The 15,058-nt window shown below is 59.8% G+C and carries 10 protein-coding genes; 4 read left to right on the forward strand and 6 right to left on the reverse strand.

Annotated features, from left to right (window positions below; all coding sequences use genetic code 11):
• Positions 1-7: 7 nt before the first annotated feature.
• The 3 genes from ACZ5ZH_RS08290 to ACZ5ZH_RS08300 form a co-directional block, all read right to left on the reverse strand.
• Positions 8-2,530, reverse strand: coding sequence for a TonB-dependent receptor (locus ACZ5ZH_RS08290; protein ID WP_464771175.1), 2,523 nt, complete (start codon positions 2,528-2,530; stop codon positions 8-10).
• 340 nt (positions 2,531-2,870) lie between these two features.
• Entirely contained in the window at positions 2,871-3,938 is a 1,068-nt protein-coding gene (locus tag ACZ5ZH_RS08295; protein ID WP_464771176.1) for a hypothetical protein, read from the reverse strand.
• 271 nt (positions 3,939-4,209) lie between these two features.
• Positions 4,210-4,686 carry an Lrp/AsnC family transcriptional regulator gene (locus ACZ5ZH_RS08300; RefSeq protein WP_464771177.1) on the reverse strand — a complete coding sequence of 159 codons (477 nt, stop codon included), beginning with the start codon at positions 4,684-4,686 and terminating at the stop codon, positions 4,210-4,212.
• Positions 4,687-4,804: 118 nt separating this feature from the next.
• Here ACZ5ZH_RS08300 and alr point away from each other — a divergent pair, with 118 nt between their 5' ends.
• Positions 4,805-5,935, forward strand: coding sequence for an alanine racemase (alr, locus tag ACZ5ZH_RS08305; protein ID WP_464771178.1), 1,131 nt, complete (start codon positions 4,805-4,807; stop codon positions 5,933-5,935).
• Complete coding sequence (locus tag ACZ5ZH_RS08310; protein ID WP_464771179.1) at positions 5,932-7,185, forward strand: D-amino acid dehydrogenase; 1,254 nt, start codon at positions 5,932-5,934, stop codon at positions 7,183-7,185. The genes alr and ACZ5ZH_RS08310 overlap by 4 nt, the downstream gene beginning before the upstream one ends.
• An 87-nt stretch (positions 7,186-7,272) precedes the next feature.
• Here the strand turns inward: ACZ5ZH_RS08310 and ACZ5ZH_RS08315 are convergent, their stop codons facing one another.
• On the reverse strand, positions 7,273-8,913 hold the full coding sequence (locus ACZ5ZH_RS08315) for an FAD-binding protein (RefSeq protein ID WP_464771180.1): 1,641 nt from the start codon (positions 8,911-8,913) through the stop codon (positions 7,273-7,275).
• A gap of 210 nt (positions 8,914-9,123) precedes the next feature.
• On the opposite strand from ACZ5ZH_RS08315, the gene ACZ5ZH_RS08320 reads away from it, so the two are divergent.
• Positions 9,124-9,915 (forward strand): SDR family NAD(P)-dependent oxidoreductase, encoded by a 792-nt coding sequence (locus ACZ5ZH_RS08320; protein WP_464771181.1) that lies wholly within the window; start codon positions 9,124-9,126, stop codon positions 9,913-9,915.
• 125 nt (positions 9,916-10,040) lie between these two features.
• Positions 10,041-11,522, forward strand: a complete 1,482-nt coding sequence (gene glpK, locus ACZ5ZH_RS08325) for a glycerol kinase GlpK (protein WP_464771182.1) — start codon at positions 10,041-10,043, stop codon at positions 11,520-11,522.
• A 52-nt stretch (positions 11,523-11,574) separates the two neighbouring features.
• Here glpK and ACZ5ZH_RS08330 read toward each other — a convergent pair whose 3' ends face one another.
• On the reverse strand, positions 11,575-11,937 hold the full coding sequence (locus ACZ5ZH_RS08330; RefSeq protein WP_464772618.1) for a GlcG/HbpS family heme-binding protein: 363 nt from the start codon (positions 11,935-11,937) through the stop codon (positions 11,575-11,577).
• Between the two features lie 140 nt (positions 11,938-12,077).
• Complete coding sequence (locus ACZ5ZH_RS08335) at positions 12,078-14,498, reverse strand: TonB-dependent receptor (protein WP_464771183.1); 2,421 nt, start codon at positions 14,496-14,498, stop codon at positions 12,078-12,080.
• Positions 14,499-15,058: the final 560 nt, after the last annotated feature.

A 15,058-nucleotide genomic window follows, 5' to 3' on the forward strand; every position in this document is an offset into this window, starting at 1 on the left:
CTTCAAGTCATTTTCCGAATGAGTAGCGCAGACGGACCCCGTACATTCTGGGTTCGCCGTATAACGTCGCAGTAAAGAACTGACTGTTATAGGTGTTGCTGTTGCTGACACGATACAGCTTGTTCGTCAGGTTGGTCGCGTAAAAGCCTACGTCCACGCGGCTACCTGCAACATTCCGCCAATCGAGCGACAGGTTCAGCGTCCCGAATGGTTCAAGCCGCTCGCCCGGCTGATCCCCAGGAAGGCTGGTCCCCGCCGTATGCTGCGCCGACGTGTGTGAATAGTTGACGAACATCGCAAGTGTGCCGAGATCCCCGCCAAGCGGCTGCTCTGCGGACACGTGGAAGCTGTAGATGTACGGCGACACATATTGGAACGGGATGCAGGTCAAATCTACAGTCGCGGGAGCACTTATGACATTGCCGGTACAGTCCTGAGTGGGGCTGCTCGGTGCGAACTCATATTTCTTATATTTGGCATCTGTATAGCTGAACGTACCACCGATCTCGACACCCGGAATCGGTCGCAGCGACGCTTCCGCCTCAATGCCCTGGATGCGCGCATCCGCGGAAAGAACCCTTGCGCCAGCTGCACCGGTGGTGGGATTGAAGTCGCCGGTCGCGCGCTGAATACCCTTATAGGTCAGATAATAATAGGTAGCGTTGAGCCGAAGCGGCATGCCCCCCAGTCGCACATCCGACTTGAAGCCCGCTTCATAGGATGTGACGAACTCCGGCGGGAAAGTACGAGTGGTGGTAAACACCGCATTGGCGTTTATGCCACCGGCCTTATAGCCACGGCTAATCTTGCCGTAGACAAGAAGCTCGGGCGAAAATCTGTAATCTACACCAATGTTCCAGGTCGGCTCATTGGTCTTCAGATTGGCCTCAAATGAGCAGCCGGCCGCGTCTGGTGCAATCCTATTGTCAGCGAAGCAGAAGAATGCCCCTGGAGCGATTACCTGATACAGACCCGCCGAGCCGCTGACCCTATCCCAAGTGTACCGAATGCCGCCAGTGACCTTGAGGTTCTGCAACGCAGGCGAAACCAGTCCCAAATCCAGCGTCGACTGTGCATATAGCGCTTTCGACGTATTGGTGATCGCATATCTTATGTCATACACGCCGCAAACCAATGAGTTGCCCGTGAACAAAGCTGGACAGAAACCAGTTGCACCCGCCCCCTGGGTCCCGGCCGGACGCTGATCATAGTAGAATGCGCCTGCGGTAAAGGTGAGCAGTTTGTCAAACAAATCGCCCTGAAGCTGCAATTCCTCGGTGAAAACCTTGATATCATCTCGCGGCAGGCGCGTCGGCGAAGCATTATCGTAGATGACCGGGGTGCCGTCACCGGGCAAAGTAACAATGCCGGGAGCCGGATAGCTTCTTGGATCGCCATCATCGAACTGGAAGATGGTGCCATCACTGTCGACGCTATATGTCGTCTTGAAGCGTTGATAGCTGACGATGTTACGCAGCGTCAGTTCTTCGTTCAGATTAAGCGTCGAAGTATTGGTGACGCCCCAGGTCTTCGTCCTTTGAAACGAATTGGTGCCATGCGCTGTTTGTCTGGGTCCCCGGGCGGCCGCTTCCGCGCTAGCCGCCCTGTAGACGTCGCACGATGCGCTAAAGCCAGGGATTGTCGGTCCTTCAACGCAGAAAGGAAGGCCGACAAAACTCGTGGCCGCCAGTCCCGCAACGTTGAGATGCGTGTTGACCGTACCGGTCCCATGGGTCCGGGAATTCGCCCCATAGGCCATGGTATAATTTTCGAAAGTCTCGGTCGGCCGCAGCGTCAGTCCAACGCGCCCGGAATACCAGTGCAAATTATCGCGATCGGTGTTCCAGACGACATCCCGCGTGTAGCCATCCCGATCCTGATAGGCTCCGGCCACCCGCAGCAGGACCTTGTCATCCACGATCGGGACGTTGATCGCGCCTTCAAGTTCCTTGTTGTCGTAATTACCGAACTTGCCCTGAACATAGCCTTCAAAGTCGTTCGTTGGCTTTTTGGGAACGAGCAGCACCGCGCCGCCAGTCGTGTTGCGTCCGAACAGCGTCCCTTGTGGGCCGTTTAGTACCTGGACATTCTCCAGATCTACGAAATTACCGGCACCACCTTGTTGAGGAATGGAGATCGGCGCGGGCAGCGGCACTTCGTTCAGATAAACGACCACGCCAGGCGACGCCTGAAAGGTCGCACCCTGTCCTCGGATCGTAAAGCTTTGCGCTTCACGTGACGGATTGCCATTGTTGCCGACCACCAGAGACGGCACCGTTGCCTGCAAATTTTGCGGCTGCGTAATACCTTGCTGCTGGAGACGCTCTGGCGAAAATGCCGTAATCGCGATGGGAACGTCCTGCGCGCGCTCGTCACGGCGCTGCGCGGTAACGACAATTTCATCCGGAGCCGAGTTCACGCTCGAACCAGCACCCGGTTGAGCCTGGGCTTGCGCGGCTCCCGCAATGCACAATGCCGTCATCCCGGCTCCGCATAGCAGCTTCAAGCTATTTTCTACTGATCGCATCATTGCTACTCCCCATATGTAGCAATGCCCCTCCACATGGGACATCGCGGCCCCCGGCAAAAGTTACCGGTTCCGATCGGCGATTGGGTTTTGATATTCGTTCCGTCAGCAACTTCGCTGACTGTGCCCCTCATACGTTCGCCATCTATGATAGTTGACGTATTTCAACCATTGTCAAGATGAATTTATTTGCACATGCCGTTGTTCTATAAGTTACCGCCTATTCGGAAAAACGGCGATATTATAATCTGCGCCTAGTCCTCTTTCGCATTCCCTAAAACGCAAAAGGCGGGCCGCAGAGGCCCGCCATTCACTTCATCTTACATTGTACCGAATTCAGCTATCAGGCGGCGAGCGGCGCCTCGTCCATGTCAGCCGGAATGTTCGCCGGGCCGTTCACAGCGAACACCTGGCTGAGCATGCCGATGAACGCGCGATCGGTCAGCGGATCAGTGGGCGTTTCGAACTGAGCGCCACGATTGCGGGCTTCGTCCATCAGCATGTTCAACGCCTGGTCGTGCGTGATGTCGTCCGTGTGGTCGAACGTCCGCTTAAGGTCGGCCATATCCGTGAACACCCGTGCGCCCCAGTGAACCAGCAGGCGCACTTCGTCTGCCGGCAACTGCTGATTAACCACTCCATTGGTCTCAATCCGCCAACCGCCTTCGACCGTCGGATCGGGCGCCATCACGCTGCTGATATCCAGACCTTCGGAACGACGCATCGCGAGCGGGCCGGTCGCCTGAGCGTGGTGGAACATCATCTCGTTCTCGGCAACGACCGCGCGACCCCACATAGGCGCAGTGATCTGCTTGGGTTCGCCACGCGGACCGTCCGGCCAATAGTTGAATCCGCCGCCGATATTGCCCGTATAATACCAGCCGGTGACCTGCATCTTCTTGCTGCGCCATTGTTCGAACATGCGAGACTTGGCCATCGTCAACAGAAGCCAGAGCGGCGCGTTTTCCATGGTCATTCCGCGGAAGACCGTACCATCAAGATGCGGCGGCCCACCGATGAGGGTCGGCCCCTGAATGTTGATCAGAAACGTCTCTGGCTCGGCATATTTGGCGCCCCAATAGTTGCGCGACATTTCAAGGAACTTGGAGTTATAATAGCAGTCGTTCAGTTCAGGATAGAAGCAGACACCCTGACGGGCGATATACCCCCGGAACGTCCCGCTGCCTTGCAGGATCATGTCCCAGGTCAGCGTGAACCCTTCAGGAATGGTGCCGCCGGTCGTGGCTATGACTTCTTCAGGAGACTTGAAGTTTTCGGCGAGAATGAGCGGCCACGGCCCATTCTCCCGTACAACCTTGAATATCCGCTGACGCTGATCTTCCGTATAGGCGTTTTCGATCACGTAAGGCGGCGCTACCGGACGGAACTGGTCGGCAAAATCGGTAGTCATCAGGCACTCCATTGATAAACTGGACGTCGTCTCACTCCAATCGCCCGGAAATGCCGTTGGCCCGCCGCGATTCGAGGGGATGCGCTAACCAGATGTTGGACCATAAGTTGACGATCGTCAACTGTGTCAAAAATTAGAAACATGTAATGATCGCGCCATTGTTCCGCCTGAGCGGAAATTGGCCGATTCCCCGTCGAAATCCCCTGGATGGTACAAACGGACGCCGTCGCGGAGCCAGGCTGACCGATTGGCACCCGGGGAACGCCCTGCCCTAACGGCCTCTCGGCCCCGCCGATCGCGGGTTCAGCGCATCGCGCATCGCGACGCTTGAGTTGATGCGCGCTACGCCCGGCATCCGGGACAGGATTTCGCTATGGATGATCTCATAGGCGGCAACGCTTTCCGTTTCGACGCGCAGCCAATAGTCGGTCCCGCCCGTCATCAGGAAACATTCGCGGATCTCCGGACATTGTCTGACGGCATGTTCAAAACGCGCCAGATAATCTTCGGTCTGCCTGTCGAGCGTCACCTGCACCAATATGTTCACGCTATTCTCACCGACCCGCAGAGGGCTGGTCAGCACCGTATAGCCGCGAATGACCCCCGCATCTTCCAGCAGCTTGATCCGTCGGTGACAGCTTGACGGCGACAGCCCGACTTCCTCGGCAATCTCGGAATTGGGACGTCTCGCATTGAGCCTTAGCAAGCGCAGGATCGCGCGATCCGTCTGATCCAGTCCTACGGCCATTTCGCCCAATTCCTTCGCACATTCTCTCAATAATATCGACATTATAGAACATACTGCGTCACTTTGGGAGAAAAAGGCACAATTCCCCCTCTACAAAATGCATGAGGGGGATCGCTAAATGGGATCGCTGGATTGCGCGGGCGCGGTGTTACGCATCGATTTGAACGCCCTTGTGGAAAACTACCGCATCATCGCGCGCCGCGCGGCACCTGCGGAGGTGGCTGGCGTGCTGAAGGCTGATGCCTATGGCACTGGCGCTTCGGCGGTAGCGTCCGCCTTGCTGGAAGCGGGTTGCCGCCATTTCTTCGTGGCGCAACTGAACGAGGCCCTGGCGCTCAAACCTGACCTCCCCGACCCGGTCCAGCTTTTCGTGCTGAATGGCCTCCAGCCCGGAGCCGAACGGCAGTGCCGGGACGCGGGCGCGACGCCCGTCCTCAATTCCCTCGATCAGATCAGGCGCTGGTCCGGCCTAGCGCAGGCAACGGGCCGCCCCCTTCCCGCAGCGCTTCAGGTCGACAGTGGCATGTCGCGGCTCGGCCTTTCTTCGGACGAAGCGAAGGCGATCCTCGCTGACCGATCGCTCCTGAACGGCATCGACCTCGTGCTCATCATGAGCCACCTTGCCTGCGCCGACGATCCCTCTTCCGCCTTCAATGACAGGCAGGTCGTGGCCTTCAACGACTTTGCCCGCCACTTCCCCGATGTGCCGCGTTCACTGGACAATAGCGGCGGCAGTTTTCTCGATCACCCTCATTATGAGGTCGTGCGCGCCGGAATCGCGCTTTACGGCGGGGCGCCGCAGAACGGGCTCAATCCCATGCGCCCGGTCGTTTCGCTAGAGGCGCGGATCGCGCAGCTACGCACTGTCACTTCTGGAACGGGCGTTGGGTATGGCCTCTCCCACAGGGCAGAGCGCATATCGCACATCGCGACCATTCCTGTCGGCTACGCGGACGGCTGGCCACGCCATCTCAGCAACCGTGGCGCGGCCTTCATCGGCAATATCAGGGTGCCGATCGTCGGCAGGGTGTCGATGGACAGCATCACGCTCGACGTGACGGGCGTTCCCGACATGCTGCTCTATCCCGGCGCGCCAGTCGAACTGCTCGGCCCACACCAGTCGATAGACGATGTCGCTGCCGATGCGGGCACCATTTCCTACGAAATCCTCACCCAACTCGGCCACCGATACGCCCGTGAATATCACGCCGCGCAGGCCATCGAGCAAAAGCGGAGTATGACAGCATGAAGGTCGCCATTCTGGGAAGCGGGGTCATCGGCGTGACTTCGGCCTGGTATCTCGCCAAAGCGGGCCATGAAGTCGTCGTGATCGATCGGCAGTCCGGCCCGGCGCTGGAAACCAGCTTCGGCAACGCCGGAGAGATTTCGCCGGGCTATGCGTCACCCTGGGCTGCGCCGGGCATACCGATGAAGGCGCTGCGCTGGCTGTTCATGCAGCACGCGCCGCTCATCCTTCGCCCGACCTTCGATGCCGCCATGTGGCGCTGGATGGTGGCCATGCTCGGCAACTGCACGGAAAAAGCCTACGCGGTGAACAAGAGCCGCATGGTGCGCCTGGCCGAGTTCAGCCGCGACCAACTCATCACGCTCCGCCACGAAACCGGCATAGCCTATGATGAACGGACCCAGGGCACGCTCCAGCTGTTCCGCGAACAGAAGCAAATGGACGGTATCGGCAAGGACGTAGCCGTGCTGAAGGCCGACGGCGTTCCCTTCGAAGTGCTCGACCGGGCAGGCTGCATCGCGGCCGAACCGGGCCTTGCGAACAGCCAGTCGCCGATCGTGGGCGGCCTGCGCCTGCCCAATGACGAAACCGGCGACTGCTTCAAGTTCACCAACGCGCTCGCCATCATGGCGAAGGAGGCGGGCGTCACCTTCCTGCACGATCACAAGATCGAGCGCCTCGTCACGGATAATGGCGTGATCGATCATGTCGAAACCGACAAGGGGCCGATCAAGGCAGACGCATTCATTGTCGCGCTGGGCAGTTACTCGCCGCTGCTGGTGGCGCCGTTGGGGATCAAGCTGCCAGTCTATCCGGTGAAGGGCTATTCGATAACCGTTCCCATCACCGATGCAGAACGCGCCCCTGTTTCCACGCTGCTGGATGAAAGCTTCAAGGTTGCCATCACGCGGCTGGGCGACCGCATCCGGGTTGGGGGAATGGCCGAGCTTTCCGGCTTCTCGACAAACCTCCCGGACAAGCGGCGCGACACGCTGGAATATTCGGTTGAGTCCTTATTTCCGGCGTCCGGCAATCTTGGCCATGCCAGCTTCTGGTCGGGCCTGCGTCCCATGACGCCGGACGGCACGCCCGTCATCGGCGCTACGCATATCCCGAACCTCTATCTGAACACCGGCCATGGCACGCTTGGCTGGACCATGGCCTGCGGGTCCGGACATGTGATCGCGGACATTATTTCCAACCGGAGACCGGCGATCGAAACGGCCGATCTTTCCATAGCGCGATATCGCTGACGCTCGCGCGGCGCATACGACATGGCGCCGTCGTCTCGCACATCTACGCGACGACGGCGCCCATTGCCCTAAAGCCTGGCCGAAGCTTTACGCAGCAGCAGCGGCGCTGTGTTGACCGGCAATCCAGGCGAATACCATGGCTGGACCTAACGTCGCGCCTGCACCGGGATAGGTTCTGCCCATGACCGGGGCCGCGCAATTGCCTGCGGCGTAAAGCCCTTCGATGACACTGCCGTCCGCGCGCAGCACCCGCGCATGCTCGTCGGCCATCAGTCCCCCCTTGGTGCTGAGGTCACCGGGATAAAAGCGCGTTGCGTAAAATGGCGCCTTGTCGATAGGACCGAACGACGGGTTCGGCTGATTGCTGGGATCGCCATAATATTGGTCGTACACATTGTCGCCACGACCGAAATCCTCATCGACCCCGGTCTTCGCCATCGCGTTTACGCGCTCGACCGTCCGGTTGAGGCCCGCCGCATCGATCCCGATTTTCGCGGCAAGCTGGTCAAGCGTCGGCGCCTTGACGAAAAAGCCGTTTTTCACCAGTTCCCCGTTCATCCCCGGCGGTGTGCCCCCGAAGAAATAACGACTGCGATAGCGCGCATCGAAGATCAGCCAGCTCGGCACCGCCGCCACGGTCTTGTCACGGTCCAGCATGGCCCGCCCCGCGTTGACATAGGACGCTGCCTCATTCGTGTAGCGCTGCCCCGAAGAATCGACGATGATCGATCCGGGCAAGGTGCGTTCCCAGATGCCGACATTGATGGTGCCGTTCGGCAGGATCGACACGGGATACCATGTGGCAGCATCCATCAGGGCGAGTTCGGCACCCACCTCCGCGCCGATCTGGTGCGCATCGCCGGTATCGCCGGGGCTAGCCGGGCTCCACTCGCCGCTGACATCCTGAAACTGCCTGCGATACTCGCTGTTCTTCGCGAATCCGCCGGTGGTCAGCAGCACGCCGCGCGGCGCCATGATCCGCCGTTCGGCGTCCCCCTCGCCGATCACGACGCCCACCACTTTATCGCCGTCCTGGATCAACGACTTGAGCGGGCTGTCGAGAAGGACGGGTATGCCCAGGCGCTGAACGATGACCATCAGCTGCCCCATCAATGTCCCGCCCAGGCACAACGGTTCGCGCCCGCGTACACGCCAGGCGGCCGTGCGCGCGATAATGCCCATGAACCTGGAGAACGCCTTTAACGACCGTAGCATCACCGGTATCACGGGCGCGTCGTCAGTGCCCATTACCATCGATGGCATGTCCGATTTGCGCATCGTCTTGAGCCAGTCGCCCAGCTTTTTGCCGTCGAAGTTCACGCCCTCCAGCGTCCGGCCCACGCGCGCGCCCGGCTGATCCTGATGATAGTCGGGATATCTTGGTGCCCGGACCCAGCCAAGGCCCTGCTGTTCCAGGGCCAGCACCATCTGCGGACCAACATTCAGATAGGCGGTCTTGCGCTCTTTGCTGCTCGCCGGGCCGACATCTCCGATGGTCGCTTCCATATAGGCAAGCGCTGCCTCGAAACTGTCTTCCACCCCGTCCCGCTCCATCAGCGGATTGTTGGGTATCCAGACCCCGCCGCCAGACAGGGCGCTCGTCCCGCCCCAACGGTCGGTTTTCTCGATTACCAGCGGATTGAGGCCGTTCAACTTGGCGGCAATCGCACCGACCAGGCCACCTGCCCCACTTCCCACGATAATGAAATCAGCCTGATAATCGCGCAACGCTTTGCCCCTGTTTGTGTATTCGCCCAGGATTCCGCTGCATAGCGACGCTTCCCGGCATGCAGCGTCTATAGCTATCCGACGACGCAAGTGAAGCGTAAGGGATAAATGGCGCTGCTGTACTTCCACAGGAGCGTCAATATAATCGCTGACGCCTGTTCGTCAGGTCTGCCCCGCCCAACATTTCCAACAAGTTCCAGGAGAGTGAGAATGTCCGACGATCGGCTGAACGGAAAGGTCGCAGTGATAACCGGCGGGGGCGATGGCATTGGCCTCGGCGTCGCTCGACGTTTTGCGCGCGCGGGCGCGGCGGTGATCATCGCCGAATTCGATGCAGGCAAGGGAACGGCTGCGGCAGATGCGATTGTCGCAGAGGGCGGCCGGGCGCGCTTCGTGCGCACCGACGTTACGGATCGCGCGCAGATGGAGGCGGCCGTGGATGCGGCTGTCGATCAGTTCGGCAGCATCGATATATTGGTCAACAACGCCTATCGCGGCCGGGGCTTTGCCCGCGCCGAAGCGATGGGCGACGAATATTTCCATGAATCCTTTGACATCAACCTGTTCGGTCCCAAATGGGCGATGATGCGCGCCTTTCCTCATATGAAAGCGAATGGCTGGGGGCGGATCATCAGCCTCTGTTCCCTGAACGGCGTTAACGCGCATATGGGGACTGCCGATTATAATGTGGGCAAGGAAGCGCTTCGCACGCTTACCCGCACCGTGGCGCGGGAATGGGCCGGTTTTGGCATCTGCGCCAACATCATTTGCCCGGGCGCCGCATCCGCCTCGTTCAACCATTTCAAAGCACTTCAGCCCGAACTCGCCGCCGATGCCGAGCGCGCCAATCCGATGGGACGCATGGGCGACCCGGAAAAGGACATTGGCGGCGCAGCCTTGTTCCTGGCCAGCGAGGACGCGCGCTATGTCACCGGCAACACGCTGTTCGTGGACGGCGGAGGTCACATCAACGGCGTCAACTGGGTGCCCGATCTGCCCTGAGACGCCAGGATGGATCGACCGTGCCTGCCCGCCGACTGACGCCCAGTCGCGAATGTAGCGTAGAATAATCCAGATTCTGTGAGATCATGGTCGGCATGGGGATGAACCGCAAGGCGGAGGGTAGGATGAAGGCGGTGCTCGCGATCGATCAGGGGACCACATCCACCCGATCGCTGTTGATCGATGAAACAGCCACCGTGCGGAGCGCCGCGCAAATCGACCTGAAACAATATTATCCCGCCGACGGATGGGTCGAACATGATCCCGAAGCGATATGGCGCGACGTCGTGGCGACCGCGCGCGAGGCGTTGGACGAGGCGCATCGCACGGGGCTGGACGTTACCGCCATCGGGATCGCCAATCAGCGCGAAACCTGCCTGCTGTGGGACCGTGAAAGCGGACAGCCCATCCATCCGGCCATCGTCTGGCAGGACAGGCGCGGCGCGGACCTTTGCAGCCGGTTCATCGCGGATGGCCTCGAACCTGAAGTCACCAGCCGCACCGGCCTTCTGCTCGATTCCTACTTCACCGCCAGCAAGCTTGCCTGGCTGCTCGAAACAATCCCCGGTGCGCGCGACCGCGCGGAAAAGGGGCAACTGGCCTTCGGCACCATCGACTGTTTCCTGCTGTGGCGCCTGACAGCGGGAAAGGTGCATGCGACCGACGCAACCAACGCCAGCCGGACCTTGCTGTTCGACATTGCCAAGATGGCATGGTGTCCGGACCTGTGCCGAATGTTCGGCATCCCGATGCAGATATTGCCTGAAGTGCGTGAGAATGATTGCCTCTTCGGGACATCGGACAAGAATATCCTGGGCGTATCGCTCCCCATTGCGGGAATGGTTGGGGATCAACAGGCCGCGTTGATTGGCCAGGGGTGCCTGGACCGGGGCGGCGCAAAGGTCACGCTGGGAACTGGCGGGTTCGCGATGCTGAACACAGGCGGGCAGATTTGCCGATCGGGGCACCGGATGCTGTCCACCGTCGCCTGCTATTCCAATGGAAGCATCAGCTACGCGATCGAAGGCGCTTTCTTCGTCGCGGGCGCCGCCGTCAGATGGACACGAGACAAGCTAGGCCTGGTCGCCACGGCCGCCGAGACCGAATCCATGGCGCGGTCTTTGCCGGATAATGGCGGCGTCTATCTGGTGCCCGCCTTTGTCGGCTTGGGCGCTCCGCACTGGAACCCGCATGTAAGGGCCATGCTGACGGGAATGACCTTCGCCACGGGTCCTGAACATATCGTGCGCGCGGCGCTGGAATGCGTCGCTTACCAGAGCGCGGACTTGCTGGACGCCATGGCGTTCGACAGCGCCGTGCAGCCTGACGAGCTCAAGGTGGATGGTGGAATGGTGGCCAACGACTGGTTGTGCCAATTCCTCGCCGACATACTGGATCTCACCATCATCAGGCCCGCCAACATCGAAACCACGGCACTGGGCGCCGCCTTTCTCGCTGGCGCTGCGACGGGGGTCTGGCCGACACTCCCCGAAGCCGTGTCGTGCGTAACGCCCGACCGGCGGTTTAGCCCAACACTACCCGCTGTTCAGAGAGATCAGCTTATCGCCGGTTGGCGCGGCGCGGTTGGCCAGGCCATCTTCCGCTGAGGAAGGCAGATGTTGGCCACCCACCATCTCAGCGACGCGCCAGCAAAGCGCCCTACCCCTGGGCGCGACGCCCCGCTTCACTGATCCCCGCCAACGCGCAGGCTTCGTCATTGTCCGACGTGTCGCCGGTCACCCCCACCGCGCCGATCGGCACACCCGTGCCATCGACGACGATGACGCCGCCCGCCGCTGGAACCACGCCATGGGGCGCGATCGGCCCGAGCGACGCGATGAAGGTCGGCCGTTCGGCTGCCATGTCGCCGATCTTGCGCGACGAAACACCAAGGCCGAGCGCACCCGCAGCCTTGGCGCAGGCAATCTGCGGCCGCAGCGTGGATGCCCCATCCTGCCGCTGGAAGGCGAGAAGATGCCAACCGGCATCCAGGACAGCGATGCTGAGCGGCTTCAGCCCGATTTCGCGGCCATCAACGGTTCCAGAGGGAAAGAAATAGTGCGCCTACGTCACTCGAACACGTGACTCCAGCCGCTGGGGCCGGTGCGGATCATTATGAAGCTGCTTCATATGTTGGTGATCCGACCGGCCCTGCCTTGATCTTAGAACTTGAAGTTGCCCGTCAATCCAAACTCGCGTGGGTTGGTCACGTTGACCGTGCGGTAGCCCGAGTCATAGTCCACGCCGCTGGACGTGCCGACTACGGCGTTACCCTGGCTGATGTTGGCGATCCGCTTCTGGTTCAGCACATTCTTCGCAAACAAGGTGAATTCCCATTTGCTATCCTCGGCACGAAGGCCAACGAACAGGTTGAGCATCTCACGGCTACGATAATCATAATCGATCCGGTCGGAATAGAACCCAGGCCGGTACGTGAACAACCCACGCAGGAACGGCGTAACGCTGTCCATCGGGAAACGGATTTCCGTGTTGGCGGTCAGGCTGAAATCAGGCGTCTCGCCGATGCGGCCATTGCTGGCGCAGAAGCTGACATTGCCCGGCCCCGTAACGGTCGCCGCTCCATCCCGGTTCGGGCGGCCAGTTCCTGCGAAGTCGTTGCACGGCAGCAGGGCGTTGCGATAACGGGCGCGCGTATAGGCAGCGCTGACGCCGAAGTCCCAGTCTCTCGTGATCCGGCCGTCCAGCGATCCTTCGATCCCCTTGATCCGTGCGTCGCCATTATAGTTGAAATCGAAAAAGCCGGTGGGCGGCGCGGCTACGGTGGACTGATAATAGATGCCGCTGAAACGGTTCAGGAAGTTGTCGAGCTTCTGATAATAGACCGACACCGCATAATGCAGGCGCCGTCCGGCGAAGCTGCCTTTAACGCCTGCTTCGATCGAATCCGTCTTTTCCGGCTGGGTCAGGATCAGGTCGTCGCTCAGTCCATCGGGCAGGCCGGGGCTGACGCTCCCGGCGCGGAAGGAGTGACCGTAGGAAGCGAAGATATTGATGGACGGCATCAACTGGTAACTGATCGTCAGACCGCCCGTGATCGGCTTGTCAGACGTATTGCGCAGGTTGGCCGGAATGATGTCCGTTGCCGGGTAGGACGCCGGTAAGCAGCCAAACGACACAGCATCAACAATTGGATCGCCGGTGCACAGCAAGCTGTTGCCCGGCGTGCTCAAACCCAGTCGGCTGACATTCACCGACTTGATGATCGAGTAACGCAGGCCGCCTTCGATTGCCAGGCCGCCCCTCCGAAAGTTAAGATTGGCGTTGAACGACCAAATGCTCCGATCTACCGGAACGATAATTTCGGTGGCGATGGGCAGATAAGGCAGTGCGCCCAGGGTGTTCAGGCTATCATTCTGTTCAAACGGGAAAATGAAGCTGTCGCCGGGCTGAAAGATGCGCGTCGTTCCCCCAATCTTACTGTAGAAGACGCCAATGCCTCCGCCCAGGCCATCCTTGTTATTCGTAGCCAAGCGCATTTCGACCGTGTCGTATACGAAGGGAGTTGGACCAAAGGAGTTGGAGATGTAGTTGGGCACTGCATTGCCGACATCCAGATCACGCTGGCCTTTCAGACGTGAATCCTGATGCGCACCTACAAACGACAATGTTGCCGGACCCAAATCCCAGTCAATCGCCAGGTTAACGATGTGGCTTTCATTGATATTGCGGCTCGTACCCTCTGCGACGGCGGCATAATCATCGACACCCAGGGCCGGGCCGGAACGCGTTGATGAATTCGGAACCAGTGCGCCGCCCAGGAATGGCCCAGCTTCGAAAGTCGACGTGTTGCCTGATCCGATGACCTGCTGCATCTGCCTATTGTCCGCATACAGATACTGATAGGTAATATAGGCAGTGAGATTGTCCGTTGGACGAAGGCCCAGGGTCAAACGGGCGCTTTCAGTGCGGCTGCGCGACCGTTCGCCGGTGTTGACATTGCGGACGTTGTTCAGTCGATTGCCGTCAACCAGTGCGGCAACGCGCAGGGTGATCTTGTCAGAGAAAGGCAGGGAAACCCCGCCCTGCACATTATAGCCCCCACGCGTGGTAGCGGTAGTCTGCGCATAGCCTTCGATCTCATCGAAGCTGGGGCGCGCCGTGGAGATGGTGATCGCACCTGCGGGGGCGGAGATACCGCGCAGCAAGCCTTGGGGACCGCGCAGCACTTCGATCTGCTTGATATCGTAAAGGGCCGTGTAGACCGTCTGCGCATCGGTCGGAATTTCGTTGAAATACACCTGGACCGCCGGGTCCGTGCCCTGGTCGGGATCGAACGAGATACCGCGCAGCGTCGTCGAATTGTTACGGCCCGTAGTGTTGGTCATCTCAAGGCCCGGAGCGAGCTGCTGGACGTCCTTGGCGTCGAAAATGTTCAGCTTCTGCAACTGCTCGCCGGTCGCCACATTGACGCTCATAGGCACTGATTGAAGCGAGCGGGCTTCGCGCGTCGCCGTGACGATGATCTCGCCTCCACCATCGGCCGCCTCCTGCGCCCAGGCAGCGGTCGGCACGATCATCGCTGCACCGCACAACAATGCAGAAAGACTCTTTCCCTGTTTCATGACAGCGTTCCTTTTCTTGGCAGAAGCCAGCCCCATAATGTTGACAACTGCTAACGATCGCGCAGGAACCCTGCAACCCTCGCCGTCATATTTTTGTAGATTTCGGCCCACCTACCAACTTTTTAGCAATTGATTTCTTTTATTTATCCGACATCCGCGCGTCATATAGAGGATTCTCATGCGCAATACGTTGGTCACATATTTCATCTCAGAGGACGTCGTCACAGCGGCCGGATGGCAAAATGACCGACACCCGCCAGACAATTTCTCCTCGTCGGAGGGATAGGAAAATGGGCCGAAAAGGCCAACACACGTCGTCGCCAAAACATATTTGCCGCACCTGCGAACACGCGCCCACCAGCGAAGGACGTCAGAGCCGAAAAATTTCGGAGATCATGTGGGGTGAGGCTCGCATCGGCCAGATGGACGCGCGGTGGCCACGCTGACGCATCCTGGACCGGTAGATTGGACAGATTCCGACGACGACCATGCCACCCTGGTCAGGGCAGTACTGCATCGCGCTCGCCGCCTATTACCTTCCTTCGTACAGCTGGTAGCAA

Source organism: Sphingobium sp. TomMM7A (genome assembly GCF_055397305.1).

Excerpts from the sequence above, each read along its gene's own strand:
- ACZ5ZH_RS08290 (WP_464771175.1), bottom strand. The coding sequence starts at position 2,530 with ATGATGCGATCAGTAGAAAATAGCTTGAAGCTGCTATGCGGAGCCGGG.
- ACZ5ZH_RS08295 (WP_464771176.1), bottom strand. The coding sequence starts at position 3,938 with ATGACTACCGATTTTGCCGACCAGTTCCGTCCGGTAGCGCCGCCTTAC.
- ACZ5ZH_RS08300 (WP_464771177.1), bottom strand. The coding sequence starts at position 4,686 with ATGGCCGTAGGACTGGATCAGACGGATCGCGCGATCCTGCGCTTGCTA.
- alr (WP_464771178.1), top strand. The coding sequence starts at position 4,805 with ATGGGATCGCTGGATTGCGCGGGCGCGGTGTTACGCATCGATTTGAAC.
- ACZ5ZH_RS08310 (WP_464771179.1), top strand. The coding sequence starts at position 5,932 with ATGAAGGTCGCCATTCTGGGAAGCGGGGTCATCGGCGTGACTTCGGCC.
- ACZ5ZH_RS08320 (WP_464771181.1), top strand. The coding sequence starts at position 9,124 with ATGTCCGACGATCGGCTGAACGGAAAGGTCGCAGTGATAACCGGCGGG.
- glpK (WP_464771182.1), top strand. The coding sequence starts at position 10,041 with ATGAAGGCGGTGCTCGCGATCGATCAGGGGACCACATCCACCCGATCG.
- ACZ5ZH_RS08335 (WP_464771183.1), bottom strand. The coding sequence starts at position 14,498 with ATGAAACAGGGAAAGAGTCTTTCTGCATTGTTGTGCGGTGCAGCGATG.